Source organism: Pseudomonas iridis, from assembly GCF_017980685.1.
In the GTDB taxonomy this organism is placed as follows: Bacteria; Pseudomonadota; Gammaproteobacteria; order Pseudomonadales; family Pseudomonadaceae; genus Aquipseudomonas; species Aquipseudomonas iridis.
Window position 1 is genome coordinate 40,778 of record NZ_JACXXO010000001.1, and the last position, 19,761, is coordinate 60,538.

At 58.6% G+C, this 19,761-nt stretch carries 21 protein-coding genes and 1 pseudogene; 8 read left to right on the forward strand and 14 right to left on the reverse strand.

Features of this window, described 5'->3' with window-relative positions:
- The first annotated feature begins 134 nt into the window (after positions 1 to 134).
- Together IEQ42_RS00205 and IEQ42_RS00210 are read left to right on the forward strand one after the other, a co-directional pair.
- Positions 135 to 719 (forward strand): hypothetical protein, encoded by a 585-nt coding sequence (locus IEQ42_RS00205; RefSeq protein WP_210702196.1) that lies wholly within the window; start codon positions 135 to 137, stop codon positions 717 to 719.
- A 66-nt stretch (positions 720 to 785) separates the two neighbouring features.
- Positions 786 to 2,099: a PQQ-dependent sugar dehydrogenase gene (locus IEQ42_RS00210; RefSeq protein ID WP_210702197.1), complete on the forward strand. Its 1,314-nt coding sequence runs from the start codon at positions 786 to 788 to the stop codon at positions 2,097 to 2,099.
- 72 nt (positions 2,100 to 2,171) lie between these two features.
- On the opposite strand, the gene IEQ42_RS00215 is transcribed toward IEQ42_RS00210, so the two are convergent.
- From IEQ42_RS00215 to IEQ42_RS00235, 5 genes are all read right to left on the reverse strand, one after another.
- Positions 2,172 to 2,708, reverse strand: a complete 537-nt coding sequence (locus IEQ42_RS00215) for a C40 family peptidase (protein ID WP_210702198.1) — start codon at positions 2,706 to 2,708, stop codon at positions 2,172 to 2,174.
- 220 nt (positions 2,709 to 2,928) lie between these two features.
- Positions 2,929 to 3,546, reverse strand: coding sequence for a C40 family peptidase (locus tag IEQ42_RS00220; RefSeq protein WP_210702199.1), 618 nt, complete (start codon positions 3,544 to 3,546; stop codon positions 2,929 to 2,931).
- Positions 3,547 to 3,769: 223 nt separating this feature from the next.
- Positions 3,770 to 4,474: a DnaA regulatory inactivator Hda gene (hda, locus tag IEQ42_RS00225; protein WP_042558310.1), complete on the reverse strand. Its 705-nt coding sequence runs from the start codon at positions 4,472 to 4,474 to the stop codon at positions 3,770 to 3,772.
- A 217-nt stretch (positions 4,475 to 4,691) separates the two neighbouring features.
- Complete coding sequence (locus IEQ42_RS00230; RefSeq protein ID WP_210702200.1) at positions 4,692 to 5,765, reverse strand: AI-2E family transporter; 1,074 nt, start codon at positions 5,763 to 5,765, stop codon at positions 4,692 to 4,694.
- A 34-nt stretch (positions 5,766 to 5,799) separates the two neighbouring features.
- Positions 5,800 to 6,858 carry a DUF2066 domain-containing protein gene (locus IEQ42_RS00235; protein ID WP_210702201.1) on the reverse strand — a complete coding sequence of 353 codons (1,059 nt, stop codon included), beginning with the start codon at positions 6,856 to 6,858 and terminating at the stop codon, positions 5,800 to 5,802.
- A gap of 369 nt (positions 6,859 to 7,227) precedes the next feature.
- Between IEQ42_RS00235 and purM the strand changes: the two genes are divergently transcribed.
- Genes purM through IEQ42_RS00250 form a run of 3 tightly spaced genes read left to right on the forward strand, consistent with a single transcriptional unit; the run spans position 7,228 to position 9,658 of the window.
- A complete protein-coding gene (purM, locus tag IEQ42_RS00240; RefSeq protein ID WP_042558307.1) occupies positions 7,228 to 8,286 on the forward strand; it encodes a phosphoribosylformylglycinamidine cyclo-ligase in 1,059 nt (352 codons plus the stop codon).
- Complete coding sequence (gene purN / locus IEQ42_RS00245) at positions 8,286 to 8,936, forward strand: phosphoribosylglycinamide formyltransferase (RefSeq protein WP_210702202.1); 651 nt, start codon at positions 8,286 to 8,288, stop codon at positions 8,934 to 8,936. Before purM ends, purN begins: the two co-directional genes overlap by 1 nt.
- 8 nt (positions 8,937 to 8,944) lie before the next feature.
- Positions 8,945 to 9,658, forward strand: coding sequence for a DUF3108 domain-containing protein (locus IEQ42_RS00250; RefSeq protein ID WP_042558305.1), 714 nt, complete (start codon positions 8,945 to 8,947; stop codon positions 9,656 to 9,658).
- Between the two features lie 279 nt (positions 9,659 to 9,937).
- Here IEQ42_RS00250 and IEQ42_RS27580 read toward each other — a convergent pair whose 3' ends face one another.
- From IEQ42_RS27580 to IEQ42_RS00260, 3 genes and pseudogenes are all read right to left on the reverse strand, one after another.
- A complete protein-coding gene (locus IEQ42_RS27580; protein WP_390896403.1) occupies positions 9,938 to 10,801 on the reverse strand; it encodes a methyl-accepting chemotaxis protein in 864 nt (287 codons plus the stop codon).
- A pseudogene (locus tag IEQ42_RS27585) lies at positions 10,793 to 11,593 on the reverse strand (MCP four helix bundle domain-containing protein); the annotation flags it as partial. The gene IEQ42_RS27580 and the pseudogene IEQ42_RS27585, both read right to left, overlap by 9 nt.
- Before the next feature lie 100 nt (positions 11,594 to 11,693).
- Positions 11,694 to 12,749, reverse strand: coding sequence for an amidohydrolase family protein (locus IEQ42_RS00260; protein ID WP_215729511.1), 1,056 nt, complete (start codon positions 12,747 to 12,749; stop codon positions 11,694 to 11,696).
- Between the two features lie 127 nt (positions 12,750 to 12,876).
- Between IEQ42_RS00260 and IEQ42_RS00265 the strand changes: the two genes are divergently transcribed.
- Together IEQ42_RS00265 and IEQ42_RS00270 are read left to right on the forward strand one after the other, a co-directional pair.
- Positions 12,877 to 13,293, forward strand: coding sequence for an OsmC family protein (locus IEQ42_RS00265; protein WP_210702204.1), 417 nt, complete (start codon positions 12,877 to 12,879; stop codon positions 13,291 to 13,293).
- A 61-nt stretch (positions 13,294 to 13,354) separates the two neighbouring features.
- Positions 13,355 to 14,218: a pirin family protein gene (locus IEQ42_RS00270; RefSeq protein ID WP_210702205.1), complete on the forward strand. Its 864-nt coding sequence runs from the start codon at positions 13,355 to 13,357 to the stop codon at positions 14,216 to 14,218.
- Positions 14,219 to 14,377: 159 nt separating this feature from the next.
- Here the strand turns inward: IEQ42_RS00270 and IEQ42_RS00275 are convergent, their stop codons facing one another.
- The 4 genes from IEQ42_RS00275 to IEQ42_RS00290 all read right to left on the reverse strand — a co-directional run bounded on the left by IEQ42_RS00275 (position 14,378) and on the right by IEQ42_RS00290 (position 18,086).
- The gene (locus IEQ42_RS00275) at positions 14,378 to 15,106 is read right to left on the reverse strand and encodes a dienelactone hydrolase family protein (RefSeq protein WP_210702206.1); all 729 of its coding nucleotides are present in this window, start codon (positions 15,104 to 15,106) and stop codon (positions 14,378 to 14,380) included.
- Positions 15,107 to 15,174: 68 nt separating this feature from the next.
- Entirely contained in the window at positions 15,175 to 17,079 is a 1,905-nt protein-coding gene (gene htpG, locus IEQ42_RS00280; protein WP_150594201.1) for a molecular chaperone HtpG, read from the reverse strand.
- 81 nt (positions 17,080 to 17,160) lie between these two features.
- Positions 17,161 to 17,613 carry a PaaI family thioesterase gene (locus IEQ42_RS00285; protein ID WP_210702207.1) on the reverse strand — a complete coding sequence of 151 codons (453 nt, stop codon included), beginning with the start codon at positions 17,611 to 17,613 and terminating at the stop codon, positions 17,161 to 17,163.
- Positions 17,610 to 18,086, reverse strand: a complete 477-nt coding sequence (locus IEQ42_RS00290) for a PaaI family thioesterase (RefSeq protein WP_210702208.1) — start codon at positions 18,084 to 18,086, stop codon at positions 17,610 to 17,612. The genes IEQ42_RS00285 and IEQ42_RS00290 overlap by 4 nt, the downstream gene beginning before the upstream one ends.
- Before the next feature lie 158 nt (positions 18,087 to 18,244).
- Here IEQ42_RS00290 and IEQ42_RS00295 point away from each other — a divergent pair, with 158 nt between their 5' ends.
- A complete protein-coding gene (locus tag IEQ42_RS00295) occupies positions 18,245 to 18,481 on the forward strand; it encodes a hypothetical protein (protein ID WP_007959016.1) in 237 nt (78 codons plus the stop codon).
- Between the two features lie 77 nt (positions 18,482 to 18,558).
- On the opposite strand, the gene IEQ42_RS00300 is transcribed toward IEQ42_RS00295, so the two are convergent.
- Both IEQ42_RS00300 and IEQ42_RS00305 read right to left on the reverse strand, forming a co-directional pair.
- Positions 18,559 to 18,960, reverse strand: coding sequence for an MAPEG family protein (locus tag IEQ42_RS00300; RefSeq protein WP_210702209.1), 402 nt, complete (start codon positions 18,958 to 18,960; stop codon positions 18,559 to 18,561).
- Positions 18,957 to 19,697, reverse strand: a complete 741-nt coding sequence (locus IEQ42_RS00305; RefSeq protein WP_042558296.1) for a DUF599 domain-containing protein — start codon at positions 19,695 to 19,697, stop codon at positions 18,957 to 18,959. Before IEQ42_RS00305 ends, IEQ42_RS00300 begins: the two co-directional genes overlap by 4 nt.
- Between the last annotated feature and the right edge of the window lie 64 nt (positions 19,698 to 19,761).

Genomic DNA, 19,761 nt, shown 5'->3' on the forward strand with positions numbered 1-19,761 from the left:
AAGAGGGGGGGATCGGGCGAATAACTGCCGCCGATCAATTATCTGACGCCAATCTTGTGCCACGCTGAAACAAATGATATCAAAGAGCCATGCTTTTACCGCAAAAGCACACCACAACAATAAGGATGATTACCATGCAAGGCATGATCATCAGCAATCCGCGCCTGGAATTCCTGCGCCCGGTACTAGAACGCTGGTTTGACTGTATCGACCGCTACAACGCCGTGCGCGGCGACAGTGACACGCCCTACTGGCACGACGAGAAAGCCAATCTCGGATTGCTCTGCGCGGCCGCATGGATGGCCGAACTGGTGACATTGCGCGACACCGCCACGCGCAAGCAGAACGAGGAAGGCGAGCGCAACGCCCGCGCCGATCTGTTTCTGGCGAGTGCCGAAGACCGCGCATTTATCCAGGCCACGCAACGCTGGCCACGCGTCAACAACCTCAACCTGACTCAACCCTTGCTGGATATCACCCACGACGCCAAACGCCTCAGCTACGCCAGCGACCTCAAGCTCGGCTGTCTGTTTGTCGCCCCGCAAAAAGCCCAGCACAGTGCCAGTCCGGAAGAATTGCAGGACATGGTCGACGACCTGCAAAAGGAGCACACCTGCGCCGTCGCCTGGTATTTCCCCTACGCCTATCGCAAATTGCGCAATGAGGCCGGCAATTATCACCCCGGCATTGCCGTGCTGTTCAAAGAGGCCCGCGGCTGAGCAGTTGAACCATCGGGCTTGTGCGATCCTCTATGACTAGGAATGCATTCATAGGGAAGATCAGCAATGCGCAAGCCCCAACTCGTTTTCGTCATCGCCCTCGCCGGAGGGCTCGCCGCCTGTGGTGAATCGTCCAGCCTGCAGGTCATCGACGGCACCGGCCCGTCACCGAAACTGCCCGAACCCAACAAGACCCTGATTCCGACGGTGAATATCGCCCCGGCGGTCGGCTGGCCCGCGGGCGGCAAACCGACCGCTGCGGCAGGCACACAAGTCGCTGCGTTTGCCGAAGGGCTCGATCATCCGCGCTGGCTCTACGTGTTGCCCAACGGCGATGTGCTGGTAGCAGAAACCAACGCACCGCCCAAACCTGATGACAGCAAAGGCGTGCGCGGCTGGGTCATGGAAAAAGTCATGGGCAAGGCCGGCGCCGGCGTACCAAGCCCCAATCGCATTACCCTGCTGCGCGATGCCGACCACGACGGCGTGGCTGAAACGCGCACGGTATTCCTGCAGAATCTCAATTCACCGTTCGGCATGACGCTGGTTGGCAACGACCTGTACGTCGCCGACACCAATCGCCTGCTGCGCTTCAACTACGAACCCGGCGCAACCGAAATCAAGACGCAGCCGATCAAGGTTGTCGATCTGCCTGGCGGCACGCTCAACCATCACTGGACCAAGAACGTCATCGCCAGCAAGGACGGCAGCAAACTGTATGTCACGGTCGGCTCGAACAGTAACGTCGGCGAAAACGGTCTGGATAAAGAGGAAGGCCGCGCAGCGATCTGGGAAGTGGACCGTGCAACCGGCAATCATCGCATCTTCGCATCGGGCATCCGCAACCCCAACGGTCTCGCGTGGGAGCCCACCAGTGGCGCGTTGTGGACCGCGGTCAACGAGCGCGACGAAATCGGTAGCGATCTGGTCCCGGACTACATCACCTCGGTCAAGGACGGTGGCTTCTATGGTTGGCCGTTCAGCTATTACGGCCAGCATGTCGATGTGCGCGTCGAGCCACAGAACCCCGACCTGGTCGCCAAAGCCATTGCCCCGGACTACGCCGTTGGCCCGCACACAGCTTCGCTGGGTCTGACGTTCGCCGAGGGCAACAAGCTGCCAGCGCAGTTCAAGGAAGGCGCATTCATCGGCCAGCACGGCTCCTGGAACCGCAAACCGCACAGTGGTTATAAAGTGATTTTCGTACCGTTCGCGGCGGGCAAACCAACAGGCCAGCCGGTGGATGTACTGACCGGTTTTCTCGACAAGGACGAGAACGCACTGGGTCGCCCGGTGGGCGTAGTGATCGACCAGCAAGGTGGCTTGCTGGTGGCTGATGATGTGGGGAACAAAGTGTGGCGGGTGTCGGCCACCAAGTGATTTTAGATCTGCCCTGAAACAACTGTGGGAGCGAGCCTGCTCGCTCCCACATTGGGTTTGGTGTTGTCCCTGTTATGGGTTATGCGCCAGATGTTCCGGCTGCAACACCCGCTTGGCACTCAGATAAGCCTTCTGCCAATACGCCTTCGACAGGCTATCGAGCTTCACCGTGCCGCCGGTTGCCGGCGCATGTACGAAGCGCCCTTCCCCGACATAAATTCCCGCATGACTGACCTGCGAACCGCCATTGGTGGCGAAGAAGATCAGATCGCCAGTCTGCAAACCTTCCTTACCCACATTCGGCGCCTGCATCACGATCAGGTCGCGCGTGGTCCTTGGCAGCAAAATACCCGCCGCATCACGGTAAACAAAGCCGATCAGCCCACTGCAATCAAATCCCGTGTCCGGCGTATTGCCGCCCCAGCGATAAGGCGTGCCAACCAGACCTAGCGCGCGAAACAGCACGTCTTCAGCAGCGGGCGAGAATGATTGCGAGGGGCCGAATACCACCGGAGCGCGAACCACGGGTGCTGGTGGCGGCGTACGGCTGGCGCAGGCGCTGAGCAGCGCTGCGAAAAAGATCAATGTGAGGCGGGCCGACATGGTCATAAGCAGAACATCCTGATCTGGCTGCGGCTTTTTCTGCCGGAGGGGCAGAAAACAAAACCGCCTGCGTCAGCACGCAGGCGGTTTGCCATCAATATAGATTCAGGATTCTAGCGGCTACGCGGCAAACTTCAAGTAAGACTTTAACTTCACCTTGTAAAGTCTAGGTCTACTCCGTTGCCGGTAGCCTGATTGCCGCTGCGATCGCAGCGACATCGGGGAATTACTTGCGAGCGGTGACGACGGTCGGAGCGTTAGCCAGAGCGCGTTTCGCTTCGATGAAGGTCTTGCTCCAGTAGCTGTCACCCAGGTTGTCGATGCGAACACCGCCACTGCGACGACTGCTGGAGTGAATGAACTGGTTGTCACCCAGGTAGATCCCGGCGTGACTGACACGGCCGCGACGACCATTGGTGGCGAAGAACAGCAGATCGCCCGGCTCAAGGTTTTTGCGCGAAACCAGCGGCGCATCCACATTGATCATTTCGCGGGTCGAGCGTGGCAGGTTCATGCCAGCTTCTTCGCGGAACAGGTAGCCGATGAAACCACTGCAATCGAAACCGGCTTCAGAGGTACCGCCGAAACGGTAACGGGTACCGATCAGGGACATGCCGCGTTCGAGGATACTGTCGGCCAGAACTGGCATCTGGTAAGGCTTGTTGCCGTTGAAATCCGACAGTTCTTTTTCGGTGTCCAGTTCTTCCTGGTAAATAACGGAAGACTGGGCAGTGACGGAATTCTTAACCTGTTGAGGCTGCTCTTGAACTGGAGAATGAGCAGCGCAACCGTATAACAGGGTGACGAGTGCGAGAGGCACGAGGGGTGCGAAGCGCTTTAGCATGGGCACGACCGTGGCTGATAGTTGTAAAGAAGGCGAGACTATGCCCGCTATCAACCTCATTTGCAAATTCAATCGATCTTTTTGTGACTTCTCGGTTTCTCGTTTACATCTAAGCGCTTAAGCCCATTTGAACCGACACGCGCTCTGCACACCGTGTAGAAAAGCGGATTTTCTGGCGCCTGAAATACGCCCCCCCCTGGAAGCCACAGATTGCAAGGGCCAGCTACCAGCCCAGCGTTTCTTTCAGGAAGGGAATGGTCAGCTTGCGCTGAGCCTGCAGAGAAGCCTGATCGAGCTGTTCCAGCAGATCAAACAGCGCGCTCATGCTGCGGGTGCCACGGGTCAAGATGAAATGCCCGACTTCATCGGTCAGATGCAGACCACGACGCGATGCGCGCAATTGCAGGGCACGCAATTTGTCTTCATCGGAAAGTGGGCGCATCTGGAAAATCAGCGCCAGCGTCAGGCGTGATTTCAGGTCAGCCAGTTTGACCGGCAGCTCGCGTGGCGAGGTGGACGCGGCGATCAGCAGGCGCCGACCGCTGTCACGCAGACGATTGAACAGATGAAACATCGCCTCTTCCCAATCAGCCTTGCCGGCAATCACCTGCAAGTCATCCAGGCAAACCAGTTCGTACTGTTCAAGGTTGTCGAGAATTTCGGTGCCGCGATCCATCAACTCGGCCAGCGGCAGATATACCGCCGGTTCTCCCATCTGCTCGAAACGCAGGCAAGCAGCCTGCAACAGATGCGTACGCCCTACGCCGTGCTTGCCCCACAGATAGATAAGGCTTTCCGTCCAGCCGGCGTCGGCTTCGCATAAGCGCTCGACATAGCCGAGTGCAGCGGCATTGGCGCCTGGGTAGTAGTTGATGAAGGTGGCGTCGTCACGCAGACGCACACCTAGGGGCAGCTGAATCGGTTTCATGCTGACTGAACAGTTCTCAAGGAACCGTTAGTGGCCTCTGTGTAAAGTTGGCGAAGTTTATACCCGTGAAGCTAAGCGCACAATGCGACAGAGTCCAAGCAAAATCAAAGGTTTGCGTTAACGCACTGGTTTTATGACAGTTTCTCTGACGCAGTCGAGCCACTATTCCCCGCAAGACACGGGCCAACCCGGCCATTCGCCGGGTCGCCCATCTGCGCTATAACTGCGGCTCATCAGCACCACTATAAATGTCGGAGTCCTTGTACAAGTCGTGCATATGGCGCACCAGCACCATAATCACCGCCGCCACCGGCAGCGCCAGCAACACGCCAGTGAAGCCAAACAGCTCGCCGCCGGCCAGGATCGCGAAGATCACCGCCACCGGGTGCAGGCCGATCCGGTCGCCTACCAACAATGGGGTCAACACCATGCCTTCCAGGGCCTGACCGACCATGAACACCGCGACGATCCCAACCATGGGATACAGATCACCACCGAACTGGAACAACCCGGCAACCAACGCCGCACCGATGCCGATCACAAAGCCCATATACGGCACGATCGCCGCCAACCCCGCGATCAACCCGATCAACAGCCCAAGTTCCAGGCCGACGATCATCAGCCCAGCCGCGTAAATCACCCCCAGCGCTACCATCACCAGCAACTGGCCGCGCACGAATGCACCGAGCACTTCATGGCATTCACCGGCCAGCGCGACGATGGTTGGCTCACGATCACGCGGCAACAGGCTGCGGATCTTGGCCATCATCAGGTCCCAATCGCGCAGCAAGTAAAAACTCACCACCGGGATCAGCACCAGATTGGCCAGCCAGCCAATCAGCGCCAGACTCGAGGCCGTCGCCTGGTTCAGCACCACACCGACAATATCGGTGGTCTGACCCATGTGCTCACTGATCGCAGCCTTGACCTTGTCGAATTTCCAGAAGCCGTCCGACAGCCCCAGCTTCGACTGCGCCCACGGCACCGCCGAGTGCTGCAGCCAGTCGAGCATCTGCGGCACCAGTTCGTACAGGCGCAACAGCTGTTTGGCGAGCATCGGCACCAACACCAGCATCAGCGCGGTGAAGATCAGCGTGAACAACGTGAACACCGCGATAACACCCCAGGTGCGCGACAAACCGAGCTTCTCCAGCCGATCCACCAGCGGATCGAACAGATACGCCAGCAACAGCGCCACCAGAAACGGCGTGAGGATCGAGTGCAATAACCACACAAACACACAAAGCAGGACTATCCCACCGAGCCAGAACCAACGCCGCGTATCGGCCATGTACAACTCCTACTGCTTCTATATAAGGAAAGACTTACCAGCGAAACCGCAATGACGGCGCAGCAGGGGCCGGTGCCGGATCCGCGACAGGTTCCGCACCCGCAACCACAGGCTGCGGCGCTGCCACCGGAGTCGGAGCTTCGGCTGGCAGTTCCTGCAACCTGGCCAGCGACAACTGCGCGCGCATCTGATCGGCACTGCCATTGACCCGATAGACGATACGATCGCCATCTACACTTTGCAGACGCACGCCAAACGGTTCGAGTAACCGCAACAGCGCAGCGTAACGTTCCAGATTCATGCCCTGCACTTCCAGAGTCTGCTGCCCGGTTGCCCCTGCCTTGGCGGCAAAGCGTGGCGCCAGGCGCTGGGCGACGGCAAGCATCACTGCATCCGCCACGGCGGCCTGATCCGGCCCCTGCACACTGCCCGCTTCTTTTTGATCACCTAGCCACAAATGCCATTTGGCCTGCCACTGACCACTCTCTTCCCGCGCATGCACAGCCAGCAGGGCGTCAGCGTTATAGCGCTCCGACGCATCGCGCAAAGGTGCTGCATCCGTGCCTTCGAGTGCCGGCGCCGTGGCGACCAGTTGTTCACTCAGATCAGCCAGCGGCAAACGCAACGGCAAACCACGATGCTGAGCCGCCGTGCGCAACGGCGCGGCAGCAGCCTGACCATCACCCACCAGACTCGAACCTTCGGCCGAGTCGTTCAGCCACCAGCTCAGTATCGACGGCCGGCTGGCGCCCCACAGGGATAACCCGGCGCGACGCAGTGCCTGCTCGGTACTGCTCGGATCGAAATCGACTTTCAGCACCTCCGGCGGCCCGGCATCGAAACCGAACTGACTGATGATCTGCTGCGGATCCTTGCGAACGGCTGCCAACCCCGGATTTTGCGCAGCTTTAGGGTCACCGGTCAGGCGCAATACCAACGTATCCAGCGCGGCCTGAGTCGCGCGCTCACGCTCCTCCGGAGCCTGACCCTGGACCGGCTCACGCACTTGATAAAGGCCTTTGAGGTTTTCGGCATGACTCGCCAGGCTGACCACAGACAAACAGCCCACAAACAACAATTTACAAAAACGCATGGAGAATTCCCGTCGACAGGAGCGGCTGGAACAGGCCGCGTGAACCGATTTGGCAAGGCTGTGACAGTCTGCCAGCACCAAACATTCACACGGCGGCGGTAAGTTTTTGCACAGTGATAACGATAGACGGTTAATTGCCACACCTTATACAGGCAGCCGTACGCCTCAATTGCAAAAAATTTCGGGTGATATGGCCCTGCCCGTCGGTACGAGGATGGCCGCTGCCCCTCAAGCCTGATAAAATCGCGCGCCTTCGCAGACCGGCAACAGCCGGGCACCTCGAAACTCGCGTGAGGCTATCGCCCCATCGACTTCGGCGCCCCGCTGAACTCGGTCGTTACCCCTGAATCCCCCCTAAAGGCCTGGATCATGAGCAAGCAACCCTCCCTGAGCTACAAGGACGCCGGTGTAGACATCGACGCCGGTGAAGCATTGGTCGAACGCATCAAGAGCGTCGCCAAGCGCACTGCGCGTCCGGAAGTCATGGGCGGCCTGGGCGGTTTCGGCGCCCTCTGCGAAATCCCGGCCGGCTACAAGCAGCCCGTACTGGTTTCCGGCACTGACGGCGTCGGCACCAAGCTGCGCCTGGCCCTGAACCTGAACAAGCACGACACCATCGGTATCGACCTGGTCGCCATGTGCGTCAACGACCTGGTGGTGTGCGGTGCCGAGCCGCTGTTCTTCCTCGACTACTACGCCACCGGCAAACTCAACGTCGAGACCGCAGCCCAGGTTGTGACCGGCATCGGCGCCGGCTGCGAACTGTCCGGTTGCTCGCTGGTTGGCGGCGAAACCGCTGAAATGCCTGGCATGTACGAAGGCGAAGACTATGACCTGGCCGGCTTCTGCGTCGGCGTCGTGGAAAAAGCCGAAATAATCGACGGCTCGAAAGTCGCCACCGGTGACGCGCTGATCGCCCTGCCTTCGTCCGGCCCGCACTCCAACGGCTACTCGCTGATCCGCAAGATCATCGAAGTGTCCGGCTCCGACATCGAAAACATCCAGCTCGACGGCAAACCGCTGACCGACCTGCTGATGGCCCCGACCCGTATCTATGTGAAGCCGCTGCTCAAGCTGATCAAAGACACCGGCGCCGTCAAAGCCATGGCCCACATCACCGGTGGCGGCCTGCTCGACAACATTCCGCGCGTGCTGCCAAAAGGCGCTCAGGCCGTGGTCGACGTCGCCAGCTGGAATCGCCCGGCCGTCTTCGACTGGCTGCAAGAGAAAGGCAACGTTGACGAGACCGAGATGCACCGCGTTCTGAACTGCGGCGTCGGCATGGTCATCTGCGTGGCTCAGGAGCACGTTGAAGTTGCGCTCAACACCCTGCGTGACGCTGGCGAACAGCCTTGGGTCATCGGCCAGATCGCAGTCGCTGCCGAAGGCGCTGCTCAGGTCGAACTGAAGAACCTTAAGGCTCATTAATGTCCGCAACCTGTGATGTCGTGGTGCTGTTGTCCGGCACCGGCAGTAACTTGCAGGCCCTGATCGACAGCACGCGGACCGGCGAAAGCCCGGTCCGCATCGCTGCGGTGATTTCCAACCGCGCCGACGCTTACGGCCTGCAACGCGCCAGTGACGCGGGTATCGCCACCCGCTCGCTGGATCACAAGGCTTTTGAAGGTCGCGAGGCCTTCGATGCTGCCCTGATCGAACTGATCGACGAATTCAATCCCAAACTCGTGGTACTGGCCGGTTTCATGCGCATTCTCAGCGCTGACTTCGTACGCCATTATCAGGGTCGCCTGCTCAATATCCATCCTTCGCTGCTGCCCAAATACAAAGGGTTACACACTCATCAGCGCGCGCTGGAGGCCGGCGACACGGAGCACGGCTGCTCCGTCCACTTCGTCACCGAGGAACTCGATGGCGGACCACTGGTCGTACAGGCAGTAATACCGGTAGAGTTGCACGACACGCCGCAGAGTCTGGCGCAGCGAGTGCATGCTCAGGAACACTTGATCTACCCCATGGCGGTACGCTGGTTTGCCGAAGGCAGGCTTGCACTCGGGGGCGAAGGTGCTTCACTGGACGGCCAGTTACTCGCGGCCAGCGGCCATTTGATTCGACACTAGGAGATATTATGCGTCGCGCCCTGCTATTTGCTTGCGCACTGCTCGCCCTGCCTTTTGCGCAGGCGGCAGACCTTCAACCGTTCTCCGCCAGCTACACCGCCGACTGGAAACAGCTGCCGATGAGCGGCACTGCCGAACGCAGCCTGTCAAAGGATGCCAAAGGCGTCTGGACGCTCAGCTTCAAGGCGTCGATGATGATCGCCAGCCTCACCGAGACCAGCACCCTGACCCTGGACAAGGACACGTTGTTGCCTCAGTCCTACCACTTCGAACGTGGCGGTCTGGGCAAGGCGAAGAAGGCTGATCTGGACTTCGACTGGACCAACAAACTGGTCACCGGCACCGACCGTGGCGATGCGGTGAAAATCCCGCTGAACCGCGGCATGGTCGACAAATCGACTTATCAGCTGGCACTGCAACATGACGTCGCCGCCGGCAAGAAGACCATGAGCTACCAAGTGGTCGATGACGGCGAGATCGATACCTATGACTTCCGCGTGCTTGGCTCGGAAAAAGTCGACACCAAGGCAGGCAAGATCGATGCGATCAAGGTCGAGCGCGTACGCGACCCGACACAAAGCAAGCGCATCACCGTCCTCTGGTTCGCCAAGGATTGGGATTACCTGCTGGTTCGCCTGCAACAAGTTGAAACCGACGGCAAGGAGTACAACATCATGCTCCAGGACGGTACGGTCAACGGCAAGGCTGTGAAAGGCAGCTGACCCGAAGTGATGTGAAAAAGCCCCGCGATTGCGGGGCTTTTTATTGCCTGAATGTTGGTCTGAAGAATGGTGCAAGGCTCGCCCCTCACCCCAGCCCTCTCCCGAGGGAGAGGGGGCCGACCGAGGTGTCTGAGGTTTGACATCGACCTGAAAGATCGAGTCGATTATGGATTCTCCAAATCGAGATCAGGTCGGCGTAAATCGCCAATCTCCCACGGTCTGTCCCCTCTCCCCTTGGGAGAGGGTTAGGGCGAGGGCAACCCCGGGCTCACCACACACTCAAACTGAAAACCTGGCCACCATGCTGTTCAAATCCACCGCCAATCGCGATAACTCCTGGCTCGCCGCACTGGTCTGATTCGCACCCGCCGACGTCTGCATCGCCAGATCACGGATATTCATCAAATTGCGATCCACCTCCCGCGCCACTGCCGCTTGCTCTTCCGAAGCACTGGCGATCACCAGATTGCGCTCGTTGATCACGGTGAATGCCGAAGCAATTTCCTCCAGCGCAGTGCCGGCCGACTTGGCCAGGTCCAGCGTCGCACGCGCCCGCACATTGCTCTGCTGCATCGAACCGACCGCTGAATCCGTGCCTTGCTGAATGCCACCGATCATCTGCTCGATTTCCTGAGTCGACTGCTGAGTGCGATGCGCCAGCGCCCGCACCTCATCCGCGACCACTGCAAAACCGCGTCCGGCATCGCCAGCCCGTGCGGCTTCGATCGCCGCGTTCAACGCCAGCAGATTGGTCTGCTCGGCGATCGAGCGGATCACATCCAGCACTTTGCTGATGCCATGAACCTTCTGCGCCAGATCTTCCATCTGCGTCGCATTGGCCGTCACATCCTCGGCGAGGGATTCGATTGACGACACGGTCTGCTGCACCTGCTGGCGACCATGCTGGGCAATGCGATCGGATTCGCGCGAGGCCTCGGAGGTCGCCACGGCATTGCTGGCCACCTCCTCCACTGCCGCAGTCATCTGATTTACCGCTGTCGCAGCCTGTTCGATTTCCAGACTCTGCTGGTGCAGCCCACGCGTAGCGTCTTCCGTGACGCAACTCAGCTCTTCCGACGCCGAAGCCAACTGACTGGACGACTCGGAAATTTGCCGAATCGTGTCGCGCAGGTTGTGCTGCATGCTTTTGAGCGCTTGCAGCAGCCGCGCCGGCTCGTCCTTGCCGGAAATATTGATGTCACCGGTAAGGTCGCCGCCGGCCACTACTTGCGCCACGCCCAAGGACTGCGCCAATGGCAAGACAATGCTGCGCGTCAGCAACAGCGCCAGGCCGATGGTGATCAGCGCGGTAACGCCGATCATGACCCCGACCCAAACCCGCGACTGAGTGAACACCAGCCGCGCGCCCTCGGTGGCGAGATTGGCATTGTGTTTGTTCAGTTCGACCAACTGACGCAGGACAACGGCGATTTCATCGGCCAATGGGCTCATCTCGCCATTGAGAATGCGCGCCGCCTCCTCCACCCGGTTCTGCGCAGACAACTGCAAGACTTGCGCCTGAAGCTCCAGATATTGATGCTCGGCCACCTTGAAGCGATCGAATAACTGGCGCTCTTCAGGCAGCACGATCAGCACGTCATAACGCTGCTGGGCCTCACTCAGCACGCCGCGCAGCTCATCTAGCTTGGCCACATTCTGCTGCAACGCCTGCGGATCACGATTGAGCAACAGGCGCATGGTCAGCGCGCGCAGGCGCAACATGTCCTGACTCATCTCGCCAACCGCCATCACGCTCGGCAGCCAGTTATTGTCGACCTCGTCAGACTGGGCGCGCATGTTCGACATTTGCAGCAGAGCGAACGCCCCGAGAGCGCACACCATCAACGCCAACAGGCCAAAACCGAGGCCGGCACGCGGGGCAATATTGAGACTACGGATACTCATTAATTTGGCTTCCTTCCAAAAGCGCTGCATCAACCTACAGCGGGTTGCTCTAGAAGGTATCGGCCCGGAAGAAATTTGCGTAAGACGAAAACGCGATATCAAAACGCCTTAATGCTTCTAACCCTCGGCATTAACGATTCAGCGCGATTTTGCCGGACTTGAGCGCTGTTCGCGGCAATATCGCCAAGAAGTTATCGCGCGCGACCTTTTGCGCAATTTCTTCCGGAAGCGCATTGAGGAAAGGCACGAAGTTGTGCATTTCCTCACCGAGCTTGTTGAATCGCCCTACGACATCCGAGCCGAGCATGAAGCGCTCCGGGTATTTCTTTACCAGCGCCAGCCATTCCGGGCGTGGCTTGCCGTGTTCATCCAGCAGATACGGCGTGAGCATGCTCCACGACAGATCAATGAACAGATTCGGATATGCCTCGAGCATGCGTGTGAGCGTCGGCAGGAGAAAGTCGAGTTGTGTCTGGTGCCGATGGATTTCCGCGCTGGTGCCGGCGTGCGCCCAGATGAACCGCGTGTGCGGGTGATTACGCAGCGGCTCTTCGATTTCCTGCAGGTACAGCGGATTTCTCTCACGCTTGGAAGTGATGTTGGAGTGCACCATTACCGGCAGATCGTTTTCTGCCGCCAGATGATAAATCTTGGTCATCGCCTCGTTGTTGGCGCGCGGCGTGTCACCGGACGTCAGCGCCGTCAGGTCGTCATGCCGCGTGAAGACTTCGCCAATGCCTTGCCACAGCCCCGGATACAGTTTGAGCATCCGCTCAATATGCGCCGCGGAGTTCTTATCGTTAGGGTTGAAGCCTGACAGAAACGGATGAAAGTACGGCCGCTGCTCAGGCGTCAGTTTTTGCACGGCATCAGCGACGATCACGTCGGTGGCGCTGTACCAATAGGCGTCGGCATCATCACCGGCGTAATAGCGCGGGCGCTTCGGTTCATCCTCATGCCACTTCTTCGCCACGGGAATGCCGGAAATCATCACATGCTCAATGGAGTTTTCCTTCATGGCCGTCAGCAATTTCGGCATGCCGGCGGTTTCCTGGAAAAAATCCACGTAGTGCAGGTGCGCATCGCTGTAGGTGTATTCGCGGGCGCTGGCGTTACCGGCAAACACCAGCAGGCAGGCAAGACTCAGACGATACAGGGACACAATTAATCTCCGACAAGTAGGCATAGCCTAGACCCCGCCCTGCCCCCAAGGGTTCATCCCGCAGGAAAGTGGAACGCGTGCCGCTGGCAATGCTCTATAACTGCAAGGTCTTTTTGATCGAACGACTTTTCCTACTGCCAGTGAGGTTCACATGACCGTTACCGTCAATACCGTCTCCGCTGAAGGTTTTCGTCACACTGTCCAGATCGATGAACACGAACTGTTTGCCGACGTACCGGCCTCTGCCGGCGGCGAAGGCACGGCGCCAGAGCCGCACGATTACTTCGACGCCGCACTTGGCGCCTGCAAGGCCCTGACCCTGAAGATGTACGCGAAGAAGAAAGACATCCCGCTGACCGGCGTGGGTGTAGAGGTCAAACGCGATAACAGTGAAGAGCAGAAAGGCAAATACGCCCTGCACGTCACCCTCACCCTCAAAGGCGTGCTCACAGACGCCCAGCGCGAGGAACTGCTGCGAGTCGCCGACCGCTGCCCGATCCACAAGCTCATGACCACCAGCGAAGTCAGCATCGAAACCCATGCCCCACTAGGCTTCGACAGCCAATAACCCTCCTGATGCCAGCGGCGGGTTATGCTTCTGGCATCACCCGCTCAGCCTGGAATGCACCATGGACACGCAACCCCTGATCATCCGCCCGCGAGCCGAAGACGTCGAAGGCCAGCCGATTCTTCGTCCGTTGCCGTCAGCCAAATGCCGCAGCGTCGGGCCATTCGTGTTTTTTGATCACATGCTCGAAACGGTTTATCCGACGGGCAAAGGCATGAACATCCGACAGCATCCGCACATTGGCCTGTCGACACTGACCTATCTGTTTGAAGGCCAACTCCAGCACAAGGACAGCCTAGGCTCCGATCAGGTAGTCAGCGCTGGCGATGTCAGCTGGATGACCGCCGGCAGCGCGATTGCCCATGTTGAACGCACGCCGGAGCCGCTGTGGGACCAGAGTTTCACGATGCACGGTTTGCAGATCTGGCTGGCCTCGCCCAAGGATCACGAACAAGGCCCGGGGCATTACAGTCATCACCCGGCAGCAACCTTGCCGGTCAGCGATAACCTCGGCGTGCAGATTCGGATGATTGCCGGGTCAGGCTTTTGTCTGGAATCGCCAGTCCCGGTGCTTTCTCCTACGTTGTATGCCGAAGTGAAGATGCAAACGGCGACCACATTGCTGATTCCCTCAGAGCATGAAGAGCGAGCGCTGTATGTATTGAGTGGCGATGCACAACTGAACGGCGAAACGGTCGAACCCCACGCGCTGGTGGTGTTGCCGGTTGGGAAAGAAATGAGTCTGTTTGCCGAGAGCGAGGTTCACGCCGTGGTGTTCGGCGGCGCACCGCTGGATGGACCGAGGCGGATCAACTGGAATTTTGTTGCGAGCGATCCGGCAGCGATTGATGAGGCTCGACGCAAATGGGCGGCCGGGGAATGGCCAACGGTGCCGGGGGAAATCGAGCGAATCGAACTGCCCTGAAATTTGTATTGCCCTTGAGTCAGCCATCGCTGGCAAGCCAGCTCCCACAGGTTTTCGCGTCGAACACAGGCTTTGCTAACGGCTCGATAACTGTGGGAGCTGGCTTGCCAGCGATGAGGCCCTGTCAGACACCGTCCAAGTCAGTGCCTGACAACTGAATCAGCCCCTGAACACTTCATCCAGCAAATCATGCATCGACTTGAACGCCCGTTTGGCCGTCTTCGCGTCGTACATCATCTTGCCCGGCACATTGGCGTGCGGGTCGGTAAACGAGTGCACCGCACCGCCGTAGCTCAGCAATTGCCAATCCACCTTCGCCGCGTTCATCTCGTCTTCGAAGGCCGGCAACTGCTCCTTTGGCACCAACGGATCGGACGCGCCGTGAAGCACCAACACCGAACCTTTGATGTTCTGCGCATCCGCAGGATTCGGTGAATCCAGCGTGCCGTGGAACGACACCGCCGCTTTTACCGGCGCGCCAGTGCGCGCCAGATCCAGCGCACAGCAACCGCCAAAGCAGAAACCGAACACCGCCAGCTTCGACGTATCGACTGCCGCTTCGCCCTGGGTCTGCAACTGCTCGAACGCAGCCTGCATACGCGTGCGCAGCAGTGCGCGATCATCCTTGAGCGGCATCATCGCCGCACCGGCCTGATCAGCGTTCTGCGGACGCACGGCCTGACCGTAAACATCAGCGATCAACACCACGTAGCCCTTGGCCGCCACCGACCTGGCGATTTCTTCAGCGCCAGCGCTGACGCCCATCCAGTTCGGCGCCATCAACAAACCCGGGCGGGCGCCTTTGTGCTCGGCGTCGAATGCAAGCCGACCTTCATAAGGCTGGCCATCAATCTGATAGATCACGGAACGTACTGTGACTTGGCTCATTTCTGACTCCTGATTGCTTGAACACCAGAATGAAAAAACCCGCCGAAGCGGGTTTTTCTACAACTTCATCAAACCGACAGTTCGACCAGCAGCTTGTTCAGGCGGCGCACATAAGCGGCCGGGTCCTTCAAGCTGTCGCCGGCAGCCAGGGCTGCCTGATCGAAGAGGATGTGCGACAGATCGCCAAACCGCTCTTCGCTCTGCTCGCCGTCGAGTTTCTCGATCAGCGGGTGGCTCGGGTTGAATTCGAAGATAGGCTTCGAATCCGGCACCTTCTGACCGCTGGCCTCGAGGATCTGACGCATTTGCAGACCCAGGTCCTGCTCGCCGATGGCCAGAATGGCCGGCGAATCGGTCAGACGATGGGAAACCCGCACCTCAGCAACGGAATCGCCCAGCGCGGTTTTCAGACGCTCGACCAGACCTTCTTTGGACTTGGCGACTTCTTCTGCGGCCTTCTTGTCCTCTTCCGAGTCCAGATTGCCCAGGTCCAGGTCACCGCGTGCCACGTCAACGAAGGACTTGCCGTCGAAGTCGCTGAGGTAGCTCATCAGCCACTCGTCGATACGGTCGGTCAGCAGCAGTACTTCGATGCCTTTCTTGCGGAAGACTTCCAGGTGCGGGCTGTTTTTGACCTGCGCGTAGGTTTCGCCGGTGAGGTAGTAGATCTTGTCCTGACCTTCCTTGGCGCGTGCCAGATAGTCAGCCAGACCGACGATCTGCTCGCCGTCGTCGCCATTGGTCGACGCGAAACGCAGCAGACCAGCGATTTTTTCCTTGTTGGCGAAGTCTTCTGCCGGGCCTTCTTTCATGACCTGACCGAAGTTCTTCCAGAAGCCCTTGTACTGCTCAGGCTCGTTCTTCGCCAGTTTTTCCAGCATGTCGAGCACACGCTTGGTCAGCGCCGACTTCATCGAGTCGATGATCGGGTCTTTCTGCAGAATTTCCCGCGACACGTTCAGCGACAGGTCGTTGGAGTCGACCACGCCTTTGATGAAGCGCAGGTAGAGCGGCAGGAACGACTCGGCCTGATCCATCACGAACACGCGTTGCACGTACAGCTTCAGGCCTTTCGGCGCTTCACGCTGGTACAAATCGAACGGTGCGCGGGCCGGCACGTACAGCAGCGAGCTGTATTCGAGTTTGCCTTCAACCTTGTTGTGGCTCCAGGCGAGCGGGTTCTCGAAATCGTGGGCGATGTGCTTGTAGAACTCCTGGTATTCCTCGTCCTTCACTTCGGTGCGTGGACGAGTCCACAGAGCACTGGCGCGGTTGACGGTTTCCCACTCGAGCGCTGGCGCCTCTTCGCCTTCGGCAGCCGTGACTTCTTTCGGCAGCTCGATCGGCAAAGCGATATGGTCGGAGTACTTCTTGATGATGTTGCGCAGACGCCAGCCATCGGCGAACTCGTCTTCTGCAGCTTTCAGGTGCAGGACGATGCGCGTGCCGCGCTCAGGTTTTTCGATGGTGGCGACTTCGAACTCGCCCTCGCCTTTGGACGACCAGTGCACGCCTTCGCTGGCCGGAGTGCCGGCGCGACGGCTGTACACGTCAACCTGGTCGGCAACGATGAAGGCCGAGTAGAAGCCAACACCGAACTGGCCGATCAGGTGCGAATCCTTTTTCTGATCGCCCGACAGATTTTTCATGAAATCGGCGGTGCCCGACTTGGCGATGGTCCCCAGGTGGGTGATCACATCGTCACGGTTCATGCCGATACCGTTGTCTTCGAGGGTGACGGTCTTGGCGTCCTTGTCGAAGCTCACACGGATTTTCAGATCTGCGCCACCTTCGAGCAACTCAGGCTTGGCCAGGGCTTCGAAGCGCAGCTTGTCGACAGCGTCAGAGGCGTTCGAGATCAATTCGCGAAGGAAAATTTCCTTGTTGGAATACAGCGAATGGATCATGAGGTGCAGCAGCTGCTTCACCTCGGTCTGGAAGCCCAGGGTTTCCTTTTGAGTTTCCACACTCATGGTCATCAAACTCCAATCAGATGGCATTGGCCGCGACCCGAATGGTCTGCGGCGGGTTGTCATCTGAGTTTGGGGCAGTGTTCAGGATTTCAAGGGCTCATCGATTTTGAAATGCGCCCGAGCCGTGGCAATCGGTTCGCTTTCGGTACTTTGCCACGCCGTAATCGCAACGTTCGCCACCCGCCGACCCTGTCGGCAGACCTGACACCTGGCCCAAGTGTCGCGAAACTGCCCGGCGCGCAGGTAATCGAGGGAAAAATCGATGATCTTCGGCACACCCGGCGCCCCGGTAAAAATCAATAAATGCAGGGCTGCGGCCAGCTCCATGAACCCGGCAATCACCCCGCCATGAATCGCCGGCAATAAAGGGTTACCAATGTTGTCCTTATTCGCCGGCAGCTTGAACAGCAAGTCATCGCCAACGCGAGAGCACTCGATGCCGATCAGCCCGGCGTACGGAATCAACTTGAGCAGCGGTGCGTAGTCGCCTTGCGCATGGGCCCGCTGCAACTGACCCTTGAGGTCGTCGCTCATTGGCCCTCTCCCCTGATAGCGCCACCAAAACCCTTGGTGCCCCTGATGTTTTTGCCCATGCGCATGAAAGTGCCAACGACGTGGGCAATCGGCTGCTCGGGATCATCCTGATAAGCGAAGCCGCGAGCGAAGATCACATCGGTCGTCACTCGATAGCACTGGGCGAAGCCGAAAACGTCTTTGTTGGGTTCTGCGGCGTGCATGTAGTCGATGCGCAGATCAAGGGTCGGGCAGACTTCGAATTCCGGCAGTACGCACAGGGTCGACATGCCGCACGCGGTGTCCATCAAAGAAGTGATAGCGCCACCGTGTATCACGCCTGTCTGCGGGTTACCGACGATTTTCGTGCTGTATGGCAGGATCACCGTGAGCCCATCGGCAGAGGCGCTGTGCACTTGCAACCCAAGGACGTGGCAGTGTCGCAACGCCGAAAGAAATCGCGTCGCACGCTCAAAAACGGGGTTTTCAGCCATATGATAATTACTCTCGTTAGAGCCTTTTGCCAGTAGTAAGAAAAACCGCAAAAGTTCCACTGAAAAAAGATCTTATATATCTGAAACAAATGAGGAACTTAACCCTCAGCGCCGAGTTCTTAAGGCCAGTAGTTATTTTCCATAAGGAGAAACACCCCATGCGTAAGACTTTAGCTATTGCCTTGATGTTGACCGCTTCCCTCGGTCTCGCTGCCTGCGATAAAAAATCCGAGGACAAAGCTCAAGATGCAAACCAACATGCTGAACAAGCTCAGCAAGACATGAACAAAGCTCAGGATAAAGTGAACGACGCTGCGAAAGAAAACGCCGAAGCTGCCAAAGCTCAGGCTGAATCGAACGCCGCTGCACAAGAAGAAGCCGCCAAAAAGCAATAATCCGCTTTCTGGTGTGACAAAAGAAAACCCGCCAAGTGCGGGTTTTCTTTTGCCTGCGTATTGTCGGCAATGACTTTTTAGAGCAGAACAGTTCTAAAAGTCGGACTAATCATCAGCAACAACGAACACACCAGGCCGACCAGCCAGATCAAGCTGCGCAATGCAGGCTTATCAGCCAGGTAGAGCAACAAGTAGAGGATCCGCGCGATTACAAAAATGATCGCCAACGTATCGATCAGCCATCCCGCCGTTTGCGTGGTATGCGCCATAAGCACCCCCACTGCGAACAATATGAATGCCTCGATGCTGTTCTGGTGCGCCGCCAGTGCTCTCGCACCGTAACCAGTGAGCTGTGCCTGCTGTTGACGCGGCAGGTGGTTGTTGTAACCGCCCTGCTCTTTCATGGCCTTGCCCACCGGCAGGCGCGCGATATAAATCAACAGGGCACTGATAAACACACACCAGAACGGAATACTCATGAAACGACCTCTTTGTTCGCCTCGGGAATGGGCGCCTCTGTAGGGGTATAGACCATGACATCCAGAACGTCGGAATGAAACTCGCGGCGATACAGGACGACGACCACTCCGGCACTCATCAGCATGAACAACCAAGGGCTGACAAACCACGCCAGCATACTCATGCCGAAGTAGTACGAGCGCAGGCCGAAGTTGAACTGGTTGGCCGCCATCGAAATCACCCGCGCCGCTCGCGAAGCGAAGGCTTTGCGCTCCAGCTCCGAGACTTGTCGCTCACCGATCATCGGCGCCGAGCCCACCAGAATCGCTGCGAAGTTGTACTGGCGCATGCACCAGCTGAACGTGAAAAACGCGTAGACAAATACCATTGCCAGGCACAGCAACTTGATCTCCGACATGCCTTGCGAGGCCTGCTGCACCATCGGAATATCCGCCAGCAATGACACCGCACGGTCGGAAGCGCCCAGCACGGTGAGGATACCTGCAAGGATAATCAGGGTGCTGGATGCGAAGAACGAGGCGTTACGCTCCAGGTTGCCGATCACGCTGGCGTCCGCAATGCGGTTGTCGCGCAGCAACATGCGGCGCATCCAGTCTTCGCGGTACAGGTGCAGCACGCTGGCCAGACACGCGGTGTCGCGAGCCTTCCAGCCGGCGTAGCGGGTATAGCCGCCCCAGCAGATGACAAACCAGAGTGCGGCGAGCAGATGAATCAGATTGGCCTGGATGAACGACATGCGGTTCCTTGTGGAGTATGGATGCTACCTGTGGGAGCGAGCCTGCTCGCGAAAGCGGCGTATC

Bases quoted from the DNA above. Each gene is read 5' to 3' on its own strand.
- IEQ42_RS00205 (WP_210702196.1), top strand. From the start codon at position 135: ATGCAAGGCATGATCATCAGCAATCCGCGCCTGGAATTCCTGCGCCCG.
- IEQ42_RS00210 (WP_210702197.1), top strand. From the start codon at position 786: ATGCGCAAGCCCCAACTCGTTTTCGTCATCGCCCTCGCCGGAGGGCTC.
- IEQ42_RS00215 (WP_210702198.1), bottom strand. From the start codon at position 2,708: ATGACCATGTCGGCCCGCCTCACATTGATCTTTTTCGCAGCGCTGCTC.
- IEQ42_RS00220 (WP_210702199.1), bottom strand. From the start codon at position 3,546: ATGCTAAAGCGCTTCGCACCCCTCGTGCCTCTCGCACTCGTCACCCTG.
- hda (WP_042558310.1), bottom strand. From the start codon at position 4,474: ATGAAACCGATTCAGCTGCCCCTAGGTGTGCGTCTGCGTGACGACGCC.
- IEQ42_RS00230 (WP_210702200.1), bottom strand. From the start codon at position 5,765: ATGGCCGATACGCGGCGTTGGTTCTGGCTCGGTGGGATAGTCCTGCTT.
- IEQ42_RS00235 (WP_210702201.1), bottom strand. From the start codon at position 6,858: ATGCGTTTTTGTAAATTGTTGTTTGTGGGCTGTTTGTCTGTGGTCAGC.
- purM (WP_042558307.1), top strand. From the start codon at position 7,228: ATGAGCAAGCAACCCTCCCTGAGCTACAAGGACGCCGGTGTAGACATC.
- purN (WP_210702202.1), top strand. From the start codon at position 8,286: ATGTCCGCAACCTGTGATGTCGTGGTGCTGTTGTCCGGCACCGGCAGT.
- IEQ42_RS00250 (WP_042558305.1), top strand. From the start codon at position 8,945: ATGCGTCGCGCCCTGCTATTTGCTTGCGCACTGCTCGCCCTGCCTTTT.
- IEQ42_RS27580 (WP_390896403.1), bottom strand. From the start codon at position 10,801: ATGCAGCACAACCTGCGCGACACGATTCGGCAAATTTCCGAGTCGTCC.
- IEQ42_RS00260 (WP_215729511.1), bottom strand. From the start codon at position 12,749: ATGCCTACTTGTCGGAGATTAATTGTGTCCCTGTATCGTCTGAGTCTT.
- IEQ42_RS00265 (WP_210702204.1), top strand. From the start codon at position 12,877: ATGACCGTTACCGTCAATACCGTCTCCGCTGAAGGTTTTCGTCACACT.
- IEQ42_RS00270 (WP_210702205.1), top strand. From the start codon at position 13,355: ATGGACACGCAACCCCTGATCATCCGCCCGCGAGCCGAAGACGTCGAA.
- IEQ42_RS00275 (WP_210702206.1), bottom strand. From the start codon at position 15,106: ATGAGCCAAGTCACAGTACGTTCCGTGATCTATCAGATTGATGGCCAG.
- htpG (WP_150594201.1), bottom strand. From the start codon at position 17,079: ATGAGTGTGGAAACTCAAAAGGAAACCCTGGGCTTCCAGACCGAGGTG.
- IEQ42_RS00285 (WP_210702207.1), bottom strand. From the start codon at position 17,613: ATGAGCGACGACCTCAAGGGTCAGTTGCAGCGGGCCCATGCGCAAGGC.
- IEQ42_RS00290 (WP_210702208.1), bottom strand. From the start codon at position 18,086: ATGGCTGAAAACCCCGTTTTTGAGCGTGCGACGCGATTTCTTTCGGCG.
- IEQ42_RS00295 (WP_007959016.1), top strand. From the start codon at position 18,245: ATGCGTAAGACTTTAGCTATTGCCTTGATGTTGACCGCTTCCCTCGGT.
- IEQ42_RS00300 (WP_210702209.1), bottom strand. From the start codon at position 18,960: ATGAGTATTCCGTTCTGGTGTGTGTTTATCAGTGCCCTGTTGATTTAT.
- IEQ42_RS00305 (WP_042558296.1), bottom strand. From the start codon at position 19,697: ATGTCGTTCATCCAGGCCAATCTGATTCATCTGCTCGCCGCACTCTGG.